This window comes from Apibacter adventoris, from assembly GCF_002964965.1.
Lineage (GTDB): Bacteria > Bacteroidota > Bacteroidia > Flavobacteriales > Weeksellaceae > Apibacter > Apibacter adventoris.
In genome coordinates this window covers 33,210-46,444 of sequence record NZ_PSZN01000017.1, presented here as the reverse complement: position 1 = coordinate 46,444, position 13,235 = coordinate 33,210, and the positions used below count along the sequence as shown (strand labels likewise).

Sequence of the window (13,235 nt, the reverse complement as noted above, 5' to 3'; positions counted from 1 at the left end):
TTAGAGTTATGAAATATTAGTAAATGTAATTCATTATATATGAAGAGAATGTTTTATTAAGAGCTTAATATGTGTGTAAATAAAAATCTAATTTTAATAGTTACATATTATTAAAAATATAAAAAAATAAATGGAAAATTCAAGAATCATTAAATAATTTATATAAATCTATAACATTTCCTATAATTAACAACGAAGGGGATTCAGACTTATCTGCCAATTCTGCTAAATGCGAAAGAGTTCCTGTAAAAATTTTTTCATCTGGACAAGTGGCTTTGCTAATAACAGCTATAGGAGTTAAAATATCTTTTTTGTAATGTATAAGAATATCTTGAATAAATTGAGCTTTCATTTTTCCCATATAAATGACAAGAGTATGGTTAAAATGAGAGATTGCCTCCCATGGTAATGTTTCCTCTTCTTCCTGATTATGTCCGGTAATAAAGGTGACCCCTTTAGAAACATTTCGATGAGTTAGAGGAATTTTAAAATAAGCACTGGCACCAATTGCGGAAGTAATACCGGGAATAATTTCGCATAAAATATTATTTTTTTGTAAAAAATGTAGTTCTTCACCTCCTCTTCCGAAAATAAAAGGATCTCCTCCTTTAAGTCGGACAACCAGCTTTCCTGAGTTAGCGTGCATAACCATTAGGTTATTAATTTTTTCTTGCACTATTAGATGATTACCTGCTTTTTTACCTACAAATATTTTCTCAGCATCTCGTCGTGAAATATCCAATATCTTTCGATTTACTAAATTATCATATAAAATAACGTCTGCCTGTTGTAATATTTGCAATCCTTTTAGAGTTAAAAGCTCTGCATCACCAGGACCTGCCCCTAATAAAACAACACGTCCTTCTGTTTTATGATAGTTATCATAAAGACTATCTTCTAAATATTTTTCAGCTTCACTTTCATTACCTCTATTAGCAAGAAAAAGAAAATTACTGCGAAATAATTTTTCCCAAAAATTACGACGATCAATAGAAGAATAGATTTTTTGTTTGACTTTATTTCGCCATTTTCCTGCAATCTGAGCGGCTTTTCCTATATGTAAAGGTAAAATAGCCTCCAGTTTTTCACGAATTTGTTTTATAAGAACAGGGGCTTTACCACCGGAAGAAATAGCTATCATAATTGGAGAACGATCTATTATAGATGGAAATATAAAGGAACAAAGATCAGGATGATCTACTACATTGATAAAAATATTATTTTTTTCTGCTTCTCTATAAACCTGAATGTTTAAGTCTTGATTATTAGTTGCGGCAATAACCAAAAATTTATCCAGAATATGTTCAGGTCTAAATTTTTTGGCTATCCATTGAATTTTCTTTTTTTTAACAAAAATTTCTAGGTTGAAACAAAGCTCTTTTGAAACAATAAATACATCAGCTCCTGCATCTATAAGCAACTGTATTTTACGATATGCTACATCTCCACCCCCAATAACTAAAATTTTTTTATTTTTTAAATTAAGGAATACAGGAAGATAATCCATAATTATGCATAAAAGTCTTTAGCTGGGTTAACTACCGGACGAATAATTTTTTCTCTAATTAAAAAATCTCCAAATCCTTCATTACCTATGCGTTTTTCAGACCATGAACCTATAAGCGGGTCAATTGATGAAAGGATTTCATCTACAGTTATATTTTCCTTATAAAGTTTAGGAATACGTAGTCCGATACGATCTCCTCCTAAATAAAGGTTGTACCTGCCCAAGGCTTTTCCAACCAAACCTATTTCGGCTAACATAGCCCTACCACATCCATTAGGACAGCCGGTAATTCGTAAAACAATAAAATCATTAGACACTTTATGTTTGGTCATTATTTTTTCCACCTTTGTAACAAATTCAGGTAAAAACCTTTCAGATTCAGCCATAGCTAAAGGACAAGTGGGAAAAGAAACACAAGCCATTGAATTTTTTCGTTGTTCTGTAACTTCATCATTAATAAGACCATGGTTACGAGCTATTTCTTCAATTCTTGATTTATTATTTTCACTAACTCCAGAAACTATCAAATTTTGATTAGCTGTAAGTCTGAAATCACCGGTATGAATTTTAGCTATTTCAGCTAAACCTTTTTTTAAAGGTTTTTTGGGGTAATCTAATATACGTCCATTCTCTATAAATAAGGTTAAATGCCATTGTTTATCAATCCCTTTTACCCAGCCAATTCGATCTCCTCTACTAGTGAATAAATAAGGTTTAATGGGTTGAAATTTTAATTTAGCCCTTTTTTCTACTTCTTTTATAAAGTTATCTATCCCAACACGTTCTAATGTATATTTTGTTTTAGCATTTTTTCGGTTGCTACGGTTTCCCCAGTCTCGTTGAGTGGAAACTACAGCTTCAGCAATTGACAGAGTATCTTTTTTATCTATGTATCCAAATTCAGAGGCAGTACGGGGATAAGTGCTTTTATCTCCGTATGTCATGGATAATCCACCACCTACTAAAACATTAAAACCTATTAGCTTTCCTTTTTCCTGAATAGCGACGAAATTTAAATCATTAGCATGTAAATCCACATCGTTTTGTGGAGGAATAACCACAGTAGTTTTAAATTTTCTAGGGAGATAGGTAGGACCTAATATAGGTTCATTATCAGAGGTAGAAAGTTTTTCACCATCTAAAAATATTTCTGCATATGCATGGGTTTTGGGCAAAAGATGTTCTGAAATTTTTTTAGCCCATTCATAGGCTTCTTGATGTAGTTCTGATTCTATAGGATTTGAAGTACATAATACATTTCGGTTAACATCTCCTGCGGTAGCAATGGAATCTAGACCTAATCTGTGAAGAAGCTGGTGCATAGGTTTTATTTTGGGCTTTAAAACCCCATGAAATTGAAAGGTTTGACGTGTAGTCAGCCTTATACTGCCATAAAGTGTTTCCTCTGTAGCAAACTTATCTATACCTAACCATTGTGCCGGAGTTATAATTCCACCAGGTAAACGACAACGTAACATAACATTTAATAGAGGTTCTAATTTTTCTTCTTTTCTCTCTGCCCTTAAATCTCTATCATCTTGTTGATACATTCCGTGAAATCGAATTAATTGGAAATTATCACCTTTAAATCCACCGGTAAGTTCATCCTTAAAATCATTTTCAATAGTTCCCCGTAAAAAATTACTTTCTTTTTTTAGCCTTTCATTATCAGAAAGAGGAGTTGAGTCTCCCTGTTCGTTATTCATTGTATTATTTTATTAGTTTAATATATGTCTTTTAAATATCTCTGTGCAACACGAAGGTTATTAATAAAATCCTCAGCTTCTTCTTTATTCATATTCCCTTCTTTCATAATAATGTTAGTTAATGTTTTTTCTACATCCTGAGCCATTTTTAACGCATCTCCGCATACGTAAATATGAGCTCCATCATTAATCCAATTCCATATTTCTGAAGCTTTATTAAATATTTTATCCTGAACATAAATTTTCTGAGCCTGATCTCTTGACCAAGCAAGATCTATTTGAGTTAAAAGACCTGTTTTTACATAATGTTGCCATTCTGTTTGGTATAAAAAATCAGAAATAAAATGTTGATTACCAAAAAACAACCAATTTTTGCCCTTTGCAGAATCAGCTTCTCTTTGTTGCATGAATGCACGAAAAGGAGCGATTCCTGTACCACAGCCTATCATAATTATAGGAACGTTAGAAGTAGGGAGACGAAAACGATCATTGGGCTCGATAAATATTTTTACTTCATCATTTTCTTTTAAAAAAGAAAGGTAGCCGGAGGCTCCTCCATATCTTTTTTTGCCATTTTTTAAATATTTAACAACTCCTACTGTTATATGAGCTTCATAGCCTACTTCTTCTTGAGAAGAAGCAATTGAATATAAACGAGGAGTTAATGGACGTAAACAAGATAAAAACTCTTCAGCAGTAATGACAGCCGGATATTGAAGAATCATATCTACAATGGGGGTATTTTTACTATATTCCTTTAAATCAAACTCATTAGATATTATTTGGTTTAATTTTGATTTTCCGGCAAATTTCGCATATTTAGTAACAATAATTGGAGTATTCTGTGTTAATTCATAGTGATGGGTAAGAGCATCAAATAAAGTAATAGTTTTTCCAAAATAATTAACGGGACTATCTTGAGCTAATTGAAGCACAGATAGTATTTCATTAATTAATTCAGGCATATTTTTAAACCAGATACCTAATGCGTCTCCGGGTTGATATTTTAGTTGAGAATCCCCTAAATCAATTTCTATATGTCGAATATCTTTATCTGCTTGTCTTGCTGTAATTTTCTGATTTACGGAAATTTGAGCATGGAAAGGTTTTTCTTTGGTATAAATACTGCTTTCAACTAAAATTTCTTGATGAGATTGAGATTTTGATTGAGTAATTGAAGATAGGTTTTTTTCTAAATAATTTATTACATTTTGTCTCCAAAGATCAGCAGTTTTTTGATAATCTAAATCACATACCATCAGATCCATTATACGTTTTCCACCTAATTTATACAACTGAGAATCAAAATCTTTACCTGCTTTACAAAAAAAATCGTAAGAAGAATCGCCCAATGCTAAAATAGAATAATTAAGACTGTTTAAATGGGTTATTTTTTTAGAGAATAAAAATTTAAATAAAGCTAATGCCTCTTCCGGAGGCTCTCCATCTCCATGAGTGGAAGTTATTATGAATAAATATTTTTCCTGGGAAATTTGTTTTAATTTATAATCACCTGCCTGAATGAGTTTTACATTTAAACCTATACGTTCTATATCTACAAAGAGTTGCTCTGCTATTTTTTTGGAATTACCCGTCTGAGAAGCAGAAATTATAGTGATAGTTGTTAAAGAATTTATTTCATTGTTTGAAGTTAAACAGATATTTTCTGGATTCAAATTGTTAGAAGCATTCCATAAATATCCTGCAAGCCAAGCCTGTTGAGTTGAGTTCAATTCTTTGAGAAGAACATTTAACTTCTTTAATTGTTCTTGAGTGATTGGCAAAGTTAAATTATTCATTTTCTATTGTCCAATGTGGCTATTTAAATACATAAAAATATGGTATAAAATAATATAAAATAAGTATTGTTCATTATATCAATACAACTAACAAACTTACAAATTAAAAAGGATAAAATATTATTTTATTAAATAAAAAAAAATATAAAATATGGATTTATATTTAAAATAATTTTATGTTAATTATATTGATTTATTGATTGCTTTTTTTTTCACTTAAAAAGTAGTATTATGATAATAATGCAATTATTATTAAAATAATATGTGATAATTTGATGTAATCAATAATAAATGAAAATATTTAATAATATAGAATATTTTTATATTTAATTCCTACTTAATCGATATAGTTTATAGATTTTATTTATATTTGCATATTAATTAATAAGAGTTAAGATTAGGGGGTAACAAATGATAAAAAATGCTTTTGTAATAATAAGTCTAATTTTTATTTTTTCCTGTTCTGATAGGAAGATTGTAACAAAAAATGATGACCCTAATAATAATACAAATGAAATTCAAATTTCAGGTGCTTTTGCGTTATATCCTATGGTTGTGAAGTGGGCGGAAGAATTTAAAAAAGAAAACCCCGAAGTAAGAATAGATATTTCTGGAGGTGGAGCAGGTAAAGGAATGACGGATGTAATTTCGAGTATAGTTGATCTAGGCATGGTATCTAGGGAATTACATAAAGAAGAAATAAAGAAAGGAGCTTATTCTATAACTGTAGCTAAAGATGCAGTAGTAGCGACTATTAATGAAAATAATCCAGGTTTAGATCACATAAAGAAAATAGGGCTAAAAAAAGAAGTTGCTAGTAAATTATGGAATAATACTATTTCGTATTGGAATCAGATTGATAAAAGTAGTAAAAATAATTATCCTATTCGTATATATACTAGGGCTGATGCATGTGGAGCAGCAGAAACATGGGCAGCATGGATTAATAAAAAACAAGAAGATTTAGAAGGAATAGCAGTATATGGAGATCCTGGAGTTGCATCTGCTGTACAAAAAGACAAATTTGCTATAGGATTTAATAATATTGCTTATGTATATGATTTGAAAAGCCAAAAACCTTATAAAGGTTTAGCTATTCTCCCTATAGATATTAATAACAATGGAATTATTGATAAAGATGAAAATTTTTATGATGATTTAAAAATGCTTTTAAAGGCTGTTTCGGAAAAAAAATACCCGTCTCCTCCTGCAAGAAATCTGTATATAATTACCAAGGGAAAACCTGCAAAACCTATAGTAATAAAATTTTTAAAATTTATATTATCTAAAGGACAAAAATATACATTAGAAAATGGTTATGTTGCCTTGTCTGAGGAAGATAGAAAAGAAGAATTAAAAAAAATAAATTAAAGTACACGGATGTCTCGTTTAAAGTGGCGGATATTTAAAGATAAATTTGCAGAAAAATATATGTTATTAATAACAGTAGCCTCTATATTGTTATTATTTCTTATAGGTATAGGATTGTATGCAAAATCAATTCCTGTTTTAGATTACTTTCCACTTTCTGAATTGCTATTTTCTTCACAATGGAAGCCTTTAAAAGGACAATTTGGTTTTTTACCATTTATATATGGAACTCTTAGTGTTACAATGCTATCTGTTATGTTTGCATTGCCTATTTCTCTTTTAACCTCCTTATATATTACAGAAAAATCGCATAGGACAATGAAAAAAATAATTTTTCCTGTTTTAGATATTTTGGCTGGTATTCCTTCAATTATATATGGAGTTTGGGGAGTTTTAATTATAGTACCATGGATTTCAGATTATTTGGGACCTAAATTTTCTGATTTTACTAGTGGATATTCAGTTTTAGCAGGAGGAATCGTTTTGGGTGTGATGATTATCCCAATTCTTATAAGCCTTTTTGTAGAAGTATTATCAAATGTTTCACAAGATTTGAAAGATGCGTCAATATCTTTAGGTGCCACACATTGGCAAACTTCTAAGTTTGTAGTTTTAAGGAGAGCTTTTCCTGGGATTTTAGCAGCAATAGTTTTATCAATATCCAAAGCTTTTGGAGAAACGATTGCCGTAGTTATGGTTTGTGGTAATGTCCCAGCAAAACCTACTTCTATTTTAGATAGTTGTTATCCTTTACCAGCATTAATAGCTAATAATTATGGAGAAATGTTATCTATACCAAATTATGAATCAGCATTAATGTTTGCCGCTTTAATATTGTTTATGATTATATTAATATTTAACGTAGGAGCCAGAATAATACTTCAGAAAGTAGAAGCTAAATATATCTTATGAAAATTAAATTTTTAGAAGAAAAGATTATGAATATTTTAATGATAATTTCTATCATTTTAGTAATCTCTTTTTTAGGAAGTATACTTTGGACTGTTATAAAAAAAGGAATACCTGTATTGTCTTGGGATATGATTTCAAAACTTCCTGGTGGTGGGTTTTATATAGGTAAAGAAGGAGGAATACTTAATGCTATTGTGGGATCCTTGTATATCGTAGGCGGGGCTACTTTAATTGGCCTTTTAATTAGCATTCCTGTAGTTTTTTATATAAATATATATTTAAAGAAAACTCATTTTTTAGCAAAATTTGCACGTTTAACCTATGATGTATTATTTGGAATACCCTCAATTGTGTATGGAGCTTTTGGGTTTACTATTATGGTTTTTCTAGGATTAAGAACCTCTCTTTTGGCAGGTATTATAGTAATTTCGCTTTTAATTATTCCTATATTTATTCGATCTATGGATGAGGTGACTAAACAGTTACCTAGAGAATTATTGGAGGTATCATATTCGTTAGGAGCTACTCGTTTAGAAACTTTAAAAATTGTAATAAGACAAATTGCTCCGGGAATTGCCACAGCAACCTTTTTATCTATAGGTAGAGCCATAGGAGATACAGCCGGAGTTATGTTTACAGCAGGTTTTACGGATAATATACCTACATCACTTAATCAACCGGCAGCTACTTTGCCTTTGTCTATATTTTTTCAGTTAAGCAGTCCGTCCGATGATGTTCAGAATAAAGCCTATGCTGCAGCATTATTGTTAACTATTATAGTTTTGGTATTAAGTATTTTGGGTAGGTTGTTTTTACATAAATTTTCAAAAAATAAAATTTCATGATTCCTAATAATGCAATCGTTTATAATTTGATTCTAAAAAAATGAATAGTAAAATAAATCAATCATTTTTACCCAACAATAAATTTGGAGAAATACATAATCCCTTTAGTATAAAAATTAAAAATTTTAATCTTTACATTAAAGATCAACATATTTTAAAAGATATAAATGTTGAAATTCCTAATCGTAAAATTACCTGTATAATAGGACCATCAGGATGTGGAAAAACAACTTTATTAAAAAGTATTAATAGACTAACCGATACAATTTATAAAGTAAAGATTACTGGAAACATTTTAGTAGATAATGAAGATATTTATGATAAAAATGTCGAAATAACTCATATAAGAAAAAAGATTGGATTATTATCTCAACGCCCAACTCCATTACCAATGTCGATTTATGATAATATAACTTATGGTTGTAAAATACATGGAGTTAGAGGAAGAAAGAAATTAGACCAAATTGTTGAATATTATCTTAAAGCAGTCGGATTATGGGAAGAGATAAAAAACAGATTACATACCTCTGCCTCAAGTTTATCTATAGGACAGCAACAAAGACTATGTTTAGCAAGAGGTTTAGCTGTAGAGCCTGAGTTTATTTTAGGGGATGAGTCTACATCTGCTTTAGACCCAATTTCCAGTAATACCATCGAAAAATTATTTTTGGATTTAAAAAAAGAATATGGCATTGTTTTAGTCACACATACTTTAACTCAGGCATTAAGAATTGCCGATAATGTAATATTTATGTATTTAGGTGAAATAGTTGAGCAAGGAGAAGCTCAAGAAGTTTTTAATAACCCTAAAAATGTATTAACACAAAAATATCTTTCAGGGGCATTTAGTTAACGATTAGTTTAAATATGTTATAATTAGATAAAATGAGGCAAGAAGATTTATTAAATTGGAATAAGGAAATTAAAGAACTAACAGTATTTGAAAAAATTAAATTTGTCTTAGATACTATTCCAGGGAAAAAGGTTTTTTCAACTTCATTTGGTATTGAAGATCAAATGATTACAGATATATTGTATAATTATGTAGAAAAAGTAGAAGTTTTTACATTAGATACAGGGAGAAATTTTGAAGAAACTTATGATGTGTTTCAGTCTTCACAGATAAAATATAAAAATTTTAAATTTAAAATATACTATCCAGATGAAAAAGATATAAGAGAATACGTTGAAGAATTTGGTATAAATGGATTTTATAGAAGTATAGAAAACAGAAAACAATGCTGTTATATAAGAAAGGTAATTCCGCTTGCTAGGGCCTTAAAAGAAGCAAATTTGTGGATAACAGGTTTACGAGCAGAACAATCCCCGAATCGGGAAAACATGCAGTTTTTAGAATGGGATGATACGCATAATCTTATTAAATTTAATCCTTTATTAAATTATACTCTAAAAGAAGTAGAAGAATATATAAAACAAAATCAAGTACCCATTAATCGCTTATATAAAAAAGGTTATCTCAGCATTGGATGTGCGCCTTGTACCCGTGCCTTACAAGAAGGTGAAGATTTCAGAGCTGGAAGATGGTGGTGGGAAAACGGAAAAAAAGAATGTGGTTTACACATACATAAAGATAAAAATAATTAATAATGAGTTTAGATAAACATTTAGAAACTTTAGAGAATGAAAGTATTTATATAATACGGGAAGTAGTTTCTCAATTTAACAAACCCGTACTATTATTTTCAGGAGGTAAAGATTCCATAACATTAGTTCGATTGGCTCAAAAAGCATTTTACCCGGCTAAAATTCCTTTTCCGCTTTTACATATAGATACCGGACATAATTTTCCGGAAACTATAGAATTTAGAGATTGGTTAGCTAAAAAATTAGGGGTAGAATTAATTGTTAGATATGTACAAGATAGTATAGATCAAAAGAAAGTAAAAGAAGAAACCGGGAAATATGCCAGTAGAAATTCGTTACAAACAGTGACTCTTTTAGATGCAATAGAGGAATTTGGGTTTGATGTTTGCATGGGAGGAGCAAGAAGAGATGAAGAAAAATCAAGGGCTAAAGAAAGAATATTTTCGGTTCGTAATGATTTTGGACAATGGGATGCAAAAAAACAAAGACCGGAATTATTTACAATATTAAATGGTAAAATACATTTTGGTGAAAATGTTAGAGCTTTTCCTATAAGTAACTGGACAGAAGAAGATGTTTGGAATTATATCAAACAAGAAGGTATTAAATTACCCTCTATTTATTTTGCACATTCCAGAAAATTAGTAGAAAGAGATGGGAGCTATATAGCATTTTCTGATTATCTTAATTTAGTGGATTCAGATAAAGTTCTAGAAGGTATAGTAAGATTTAGAACTGTGGGAGATATGACATGTACAGCAGCTCTTCTTTCAAATGCAACAACTATTGAAGAAGTTATGAAAGAAAATAAATCGTCAAAGACATCTGAAAGAGGAGCTCGAATGGATGACAAACGATCCGAAGCAGCTCTAGAAGAACGTAAAAAAATAGGATATTTTTAATTTTAATTAAACGAATAGATGGATTTATTAAAAATAAATACAGCAGGTAGTGTAGATGATGGAAAAAGCACTTTAATAGGGAGACTACTTTATGACAATGGAGCACTTACTAAAGAACAAGAAGATTTAATAAAGAAAAAAACTGAAGAAAAAGGTTTATCCGATCTTGACTTTTCAGTAATTACCGATGGGCTTATAGCTGAAAGGGAACAGGGAATAACTATTGATGTAGCCCATATATATTTTTCTACTCCCGAACGTAAATTTATTATTGCAGATAGTCCGGGACATGTAGAATATACACGTAATATGGTTACAGGAGCTTCAAATTCTGAAGTGTCAATTATTTTAATAGATGCCAGAAAAGGACTGTTAGAACAAACTTATCGACATTATTTTATTAATCGTTTACTTAGGCAATCGCATATTTTATTTTGTATTAATAAAATGGATTTAGTAGATTATGATGAGAAAGTGTTTCAGAATATTTCACGTCAGATTAATAATATGTTAGAACAGTATCCTAAACAAGATCAAGAAATAGCTATTATTCCTGTAAGCTCTTTAAAAGGTGATAATATCGTGTATAAATCTGATAATATGCCATTTTATAAAGGAAAAACTCTATCTGAGCTATTACATACCATAGGTAAAACACAATCGGAACATTCTGACTTTAGAATGGATATACAACAAGTTTTACATGTTCAGAATGAAGAATTTACTGATTATAGAGCATATGCTGGAAGAATTATAAGTGGATCGATTTCATTAGGAGATACTATTATAGTATTACCTTCCGGGAAAAAAAGTAAAGTGCAGGAAATAAGAAAGTATAAAACCACTTATGAAAAAGCAGAACAAGGACAATCTATACAAATACGACTGTCTGATGATATAGATATTAGTAGAGGGAGCATGCTAATTAAAGAAAATAAAGATTTTCTTATCAATAAAGATATTTTGGCAGATTTAGTTTGGTTAGACGAGCAAAAAGCTACCTTAAGTGGTAAATATGGTATACAAGCAGGAGCTAGAATGGGAGTATGTAAGTTACATGAAATTCATTATATTATTCCTCCGGAAGATCCATCTGCTAAATTTGAAGCTTCGGAAATATCTATGAATGAAATTTCAGAGGTAAATATAAAGTTAGCTTCACCATTATATTTGGATAAATATGAAGATAACAAAATGAATGGAGCATTTATTTTAATAGACATGCAAACCAATAATACTGTAGCAGTTGGTTTTGTTAAATAATAAATAATAATATTGAAAAAGAATTTATCTATCTACAGATAAATTCTTTTGATTTTATTCAGTACGTAAAGCTTCAATAGGTTTAATTTGGACAGCACGTTTTGCCGGAATAAGTCCAATAAGAACCCCTAAACCAACCATAATTGTTAAAGCTATTAAGACATTCCATAAATTAACCGTAGGATTATAAAATGGAAAACTAGGGCTTTCTCCTATAGAGGAACGTATGAAAATAAGAAGTAAAATACCTCCGATAAATCCGATTATTCCTGAAAAAACAGTTAAAAAAACACTTTCTAATAAAATTTGTTGTTTTATTTCTCCAGGTTTGGCACCTAAAGCCCTTCGAATTCCAATTTCAAGGGTTCTTTCTTTTACTGTAATTAATAAAATATTGGAAATGGCTATTACTCCAGCTAAAATAGTAAGCCCTCCAACAACCCAGGTTAATATTTGCATACCAGTTAAAAAGCCTGTAACTTTTTTAAAATTTTCTGCAAAGTTGAATGCTCCAAAAGCTTTTTCATCAGTAGGTGCAACATCATATTTTTTTTTGAGTAATAGTTTGATTTTTTTTTCTACGGTTTTTACATTATATTGAGGTTTTATAGAAATTGCCATCCAATTAATTTTATCTCCTTTATTATAGAGAATTTGAAAAGTATTGAATGGGATATATATTGTATTTTCTCCTTCTATGCTGGCATTGGCTAATCGGTAAACACCTATTATCTGAAAATAAATTCCTCCTATTTTAATAAAACCTCCAATAGGTTTTTCATTTTTTTTAAATAATTGTTCTGCAACTTCTTTTCCGATAACAGTTACTTTTCTATTTTGAGAAATATCGTTTTCATTTAGAAATCTTCCATCAATTAATTCCTTTTTTTCAATTTTAGAAGCAATAGGGTAGTCTCCATAAATGTTATAATTTTTACTTATATTTCCATGGGACACTAATCCTTGAGCTGAATTTCGTACACTTCTAGGAACAATAAAATCTATTTCATGCACTTCTTTTTTTAAATAATCTACATCATTAATATGTATAAATAATTCTCTATTTCTAGGATAACCTTTATAGGGTTCACCTGTATAATCAGCCCATAAAAAAATGCTATTTGTAGCAAATCCATCAAATATTTTATTAAATCCATTTTCAACACCTTTAGCAGCTCCTAAAAGAAAAACGTATAAAAACATTCCCCAGGCAACCCCTATCATTGTTAGTATGGTTCTTAATTTGTTTTTACTCAAAGAATAATAAATTTCGCTCCAAGTTTCTCTTTCAAAAATAAGCATAATACTTTGTCTTAATTTATTAT

11 protein-coding genes are annotated in these 13,235 nt (G+C 29.9%); 7 read left to right on the top strand and 4 right to left on the bottom strand.

Annotated elements, in window-relative coordinates; all coding sequences use genetic code 11:
* Nucleotides 1–139: 139 nt before the first annotated feature.
* The 3 genes from cysG to C4S76_RS06555 are packed head-to-tail and all read right to left on the bottom strand — an operon-like array spanning nucleotide 140 to nucleotide 5,012.
* Nucleotides 140–1,507 (bottom strand): siroheme synthase CysG, encoded by a 1,368-nt coding sequence (gene cysG, locus C4S76_RS06565; RefSeq protein ID WP_105193678.1) that lies wholly within the window; start codon nucleotides 1,505–1,507, stop codon nucleotides 140–142.
* 2 nt (nucleotides 1,508–1,509) lie between these two features.
* Nucleotides 1,510–3,213 carry an assimilatory sulfite reductase (NADPH) hemoprotein subunit gene (gene cysI, locus C4S76_RS06560; RefSeq protein WP_105193677.1) on the bottom strand — a complete coding sequence of 568 codons (1,704 nt, stop codon included), beginning with the start codon at nucleotides 3,211–3,213 and terminating at the stop codon, nucleotides 1,510–1,512.
* Between the two features lie 17 nt (nucleotides 3,214–3,230).
* Entirely contained in the window at nucleotides 3,231–5,012 is a 1,782-nt protein-coding gene (locus C4S76_RS06555; RefSeq protein ID WP_105193676.1) for an assimilatory sulfite reductase (NADPH) flavoprotein subunit, read from the bottom strand.
* A 411-nt stretch (nucleotides 5,013–5,423) separates the two neighbouring features.
* Here C4S76_RS06555 and C4S76_RS06550 point away from each other — a divergent pair, with 411 nt between their 5' ends.
* The 7 genes from C4S76_RS06550 to C4S76_RS06520 are packed head-to-tail and all read left to right on the top strand — an operon-like array spanning nucleotide 5,424 to nucleotide 11,910.
* Entirely contained in the window at nucleotides 5,424–6,383 is a 960-nt protein-coding gene (locus C4S76_RS06550) for a PstS family phosphate ABC transporter substrate-binding protein (RefSeq protein ID WP_105193675.1), read from the top strand.
* Nucleotides 6,384–6,392: 9 nt separating this feature from the next.
* Nucleotides 6,393–7,295, top strand: a complete 903-nt coding sequence (gene pstC / locus C4S76_RS06545; RefSeq protein WP_105193674.1) for a phosphate ABC transporter permease subunit PstC — start codon at nucleotides 6,393–6,395, stop codon at nucleotides 7,293–7,295.
* A complete protein-coding gene (locus C4S76_RS06540) occupies nucleotides 7,292–8,140 on the top strand; it encodes a PstA family ABC transporter permease (protein ID WP_105193673.1) in 849 nt (282 codons plus the stop codon). The genes pstC and C4S76_RS06540 overlap by 4 nt, the downstream gene beginning before the upstream one ends.
* Nucleotides 8,141–8,180: 40 nt before the next feature.
* Nucleotides 8,181–8,993, top strand: a complete 813-nt coding sequence (locus tag C4S76_RS06535) for a phosphate ABC transporter ATP-binding protein (RefSeq protein ID WP_105193672.1) — start codon at nucleotides 8,181–8,183, stop codon at nucleotides 8,991–8,993.
* A 32-nt stretch (nucleotides 8,994–9,025) separates the two neighbouring features.
* Nucleotides 9,026–9,745: a phosphoadenylyl-sulfate reductase gene (locus C4S76_RS06530; protein ID WP_105193671.1), complete on the top strand. Its 720-nt coding sequence runs from the start codon at nucleotides 9,026–9,028 to the stop codon at nucleotides 9,743–9,745.
* 2 nt (nucleotides 9,746–9,747) lie between these two features.
* A complete protein-coding gene (gene cysD / locus C4S76_RS06525) occupies nucleotides 9,748–10,647 on the top strand; it encodes a sulfate adenylyltransferase subunit CysD (RefSeq protein ID WP_105193670.1) in 900 nt (299 codons plus the stop codon).
* 18 nt (nucleotides 10,648–10,665) lie between these two features.
* Nucleotides 10,666–11,910, top strand: coding sequence for a sulfate adenylyltransferase subunit 1 (locus C4S76_RS06520; RefSeq protein WP_105193669.1), 1,245 nt, complete (start codon nucleotides 10,666–10,668; stop codon nucleotides 11,908–11,910).
* Between the two features lie 54 nt (nucleotides 11,911–11,964).
* On the opposite strand, the gene C4S76_RS06515 is transcribed toward C4S76_RS06520, so the two are convergent.
* Entirely contained in the window at nucleotides 11,965–13,212 is a 1,248-nt protein-coding gene (locus tag C4S76_RS06515) for an ABC transporter permease (RefSeq protein WP_105193668.1), read from the bottom strand.
* Nucleotides 13,213–13,235 lie beyond the last annotated feature (23 nt).

Bases quoted from the DNA above. Each gene is read 5' to 3' on its own strand.
- cysG (WP_105193678.1), bottom strand. From the start codon at position 1,507: ATGGATTATCTTCCTGTATTCCTTAATTTAAAAAATAAAAAAATTTTA.
- cysI (WP_105193677.1), bottom strand. From the start codon at position 3,213: ATGAATAACGAACAGGGAGACTCAACTCCTCTTTCTGATAATGAAAGG.
- C4S76_RS06555 (WP_105193676.1), bottom strand. From the start codon at position 5,012: ATGAATAATTTAACTTTGCCAATCACTCAAGAACAATTAAAGAAGTTA.
- C4S76_RS06550 (WP_105193675.1), top strand. From the start codon at position 5,424: ATGATAAAAAATGCTTTTGTAATAATAAGTCTAATTTTTATTTTTTCC.
- pstC (WP_105193674.1), top strand. From the start codon at position 6,393: ATGTCTCGTTTAAAGTGGCGGATATTTAAAGATAAATTTGCAGAAAAA.
- C4S76_RS06540 (WP_105193673.1), top strand. From the start codon at position 7,292: ATGAAAATTAAATTTTTAGAAGAAAAGATTATGAATATTTTAATGATA.
- C4S76_RS06535 (WP_105193672.1), top strand. From the start codon at position 8,181: ATGAATAGTAAAATAAATCAATCATTTTTACCCAACAATAAATTTGGA.
- C4S76_RS06530 (WP_105193671.1), top strand. From the start codon at position 9,026: ATGAGGCAAGAAGATTTATTAAATTGGAATAAGGAAATTAAAGAACTA.
- cysD (WP_105193670.1), top strand. From the start codon at position 9,748: ATGAGTTTAGATAAACATTTAGAAACTTTAGAGAATGAAAGTATTTAT.
- C4S76_RS06520 (WP_105193669.1), top strand. From the start codon at position 10,666: ATGGATTTATTAAAAATAAATACAGCAGGTAGTGTAGATGATGGAAAA.
- C4S76_RS06515 (WP_105193668.1), bottom strand. From the start codon at position 13,212: ATGCTTATTTTTGAAAGAGAAACTTGGAGCGAAATTTATTATTCTTTG.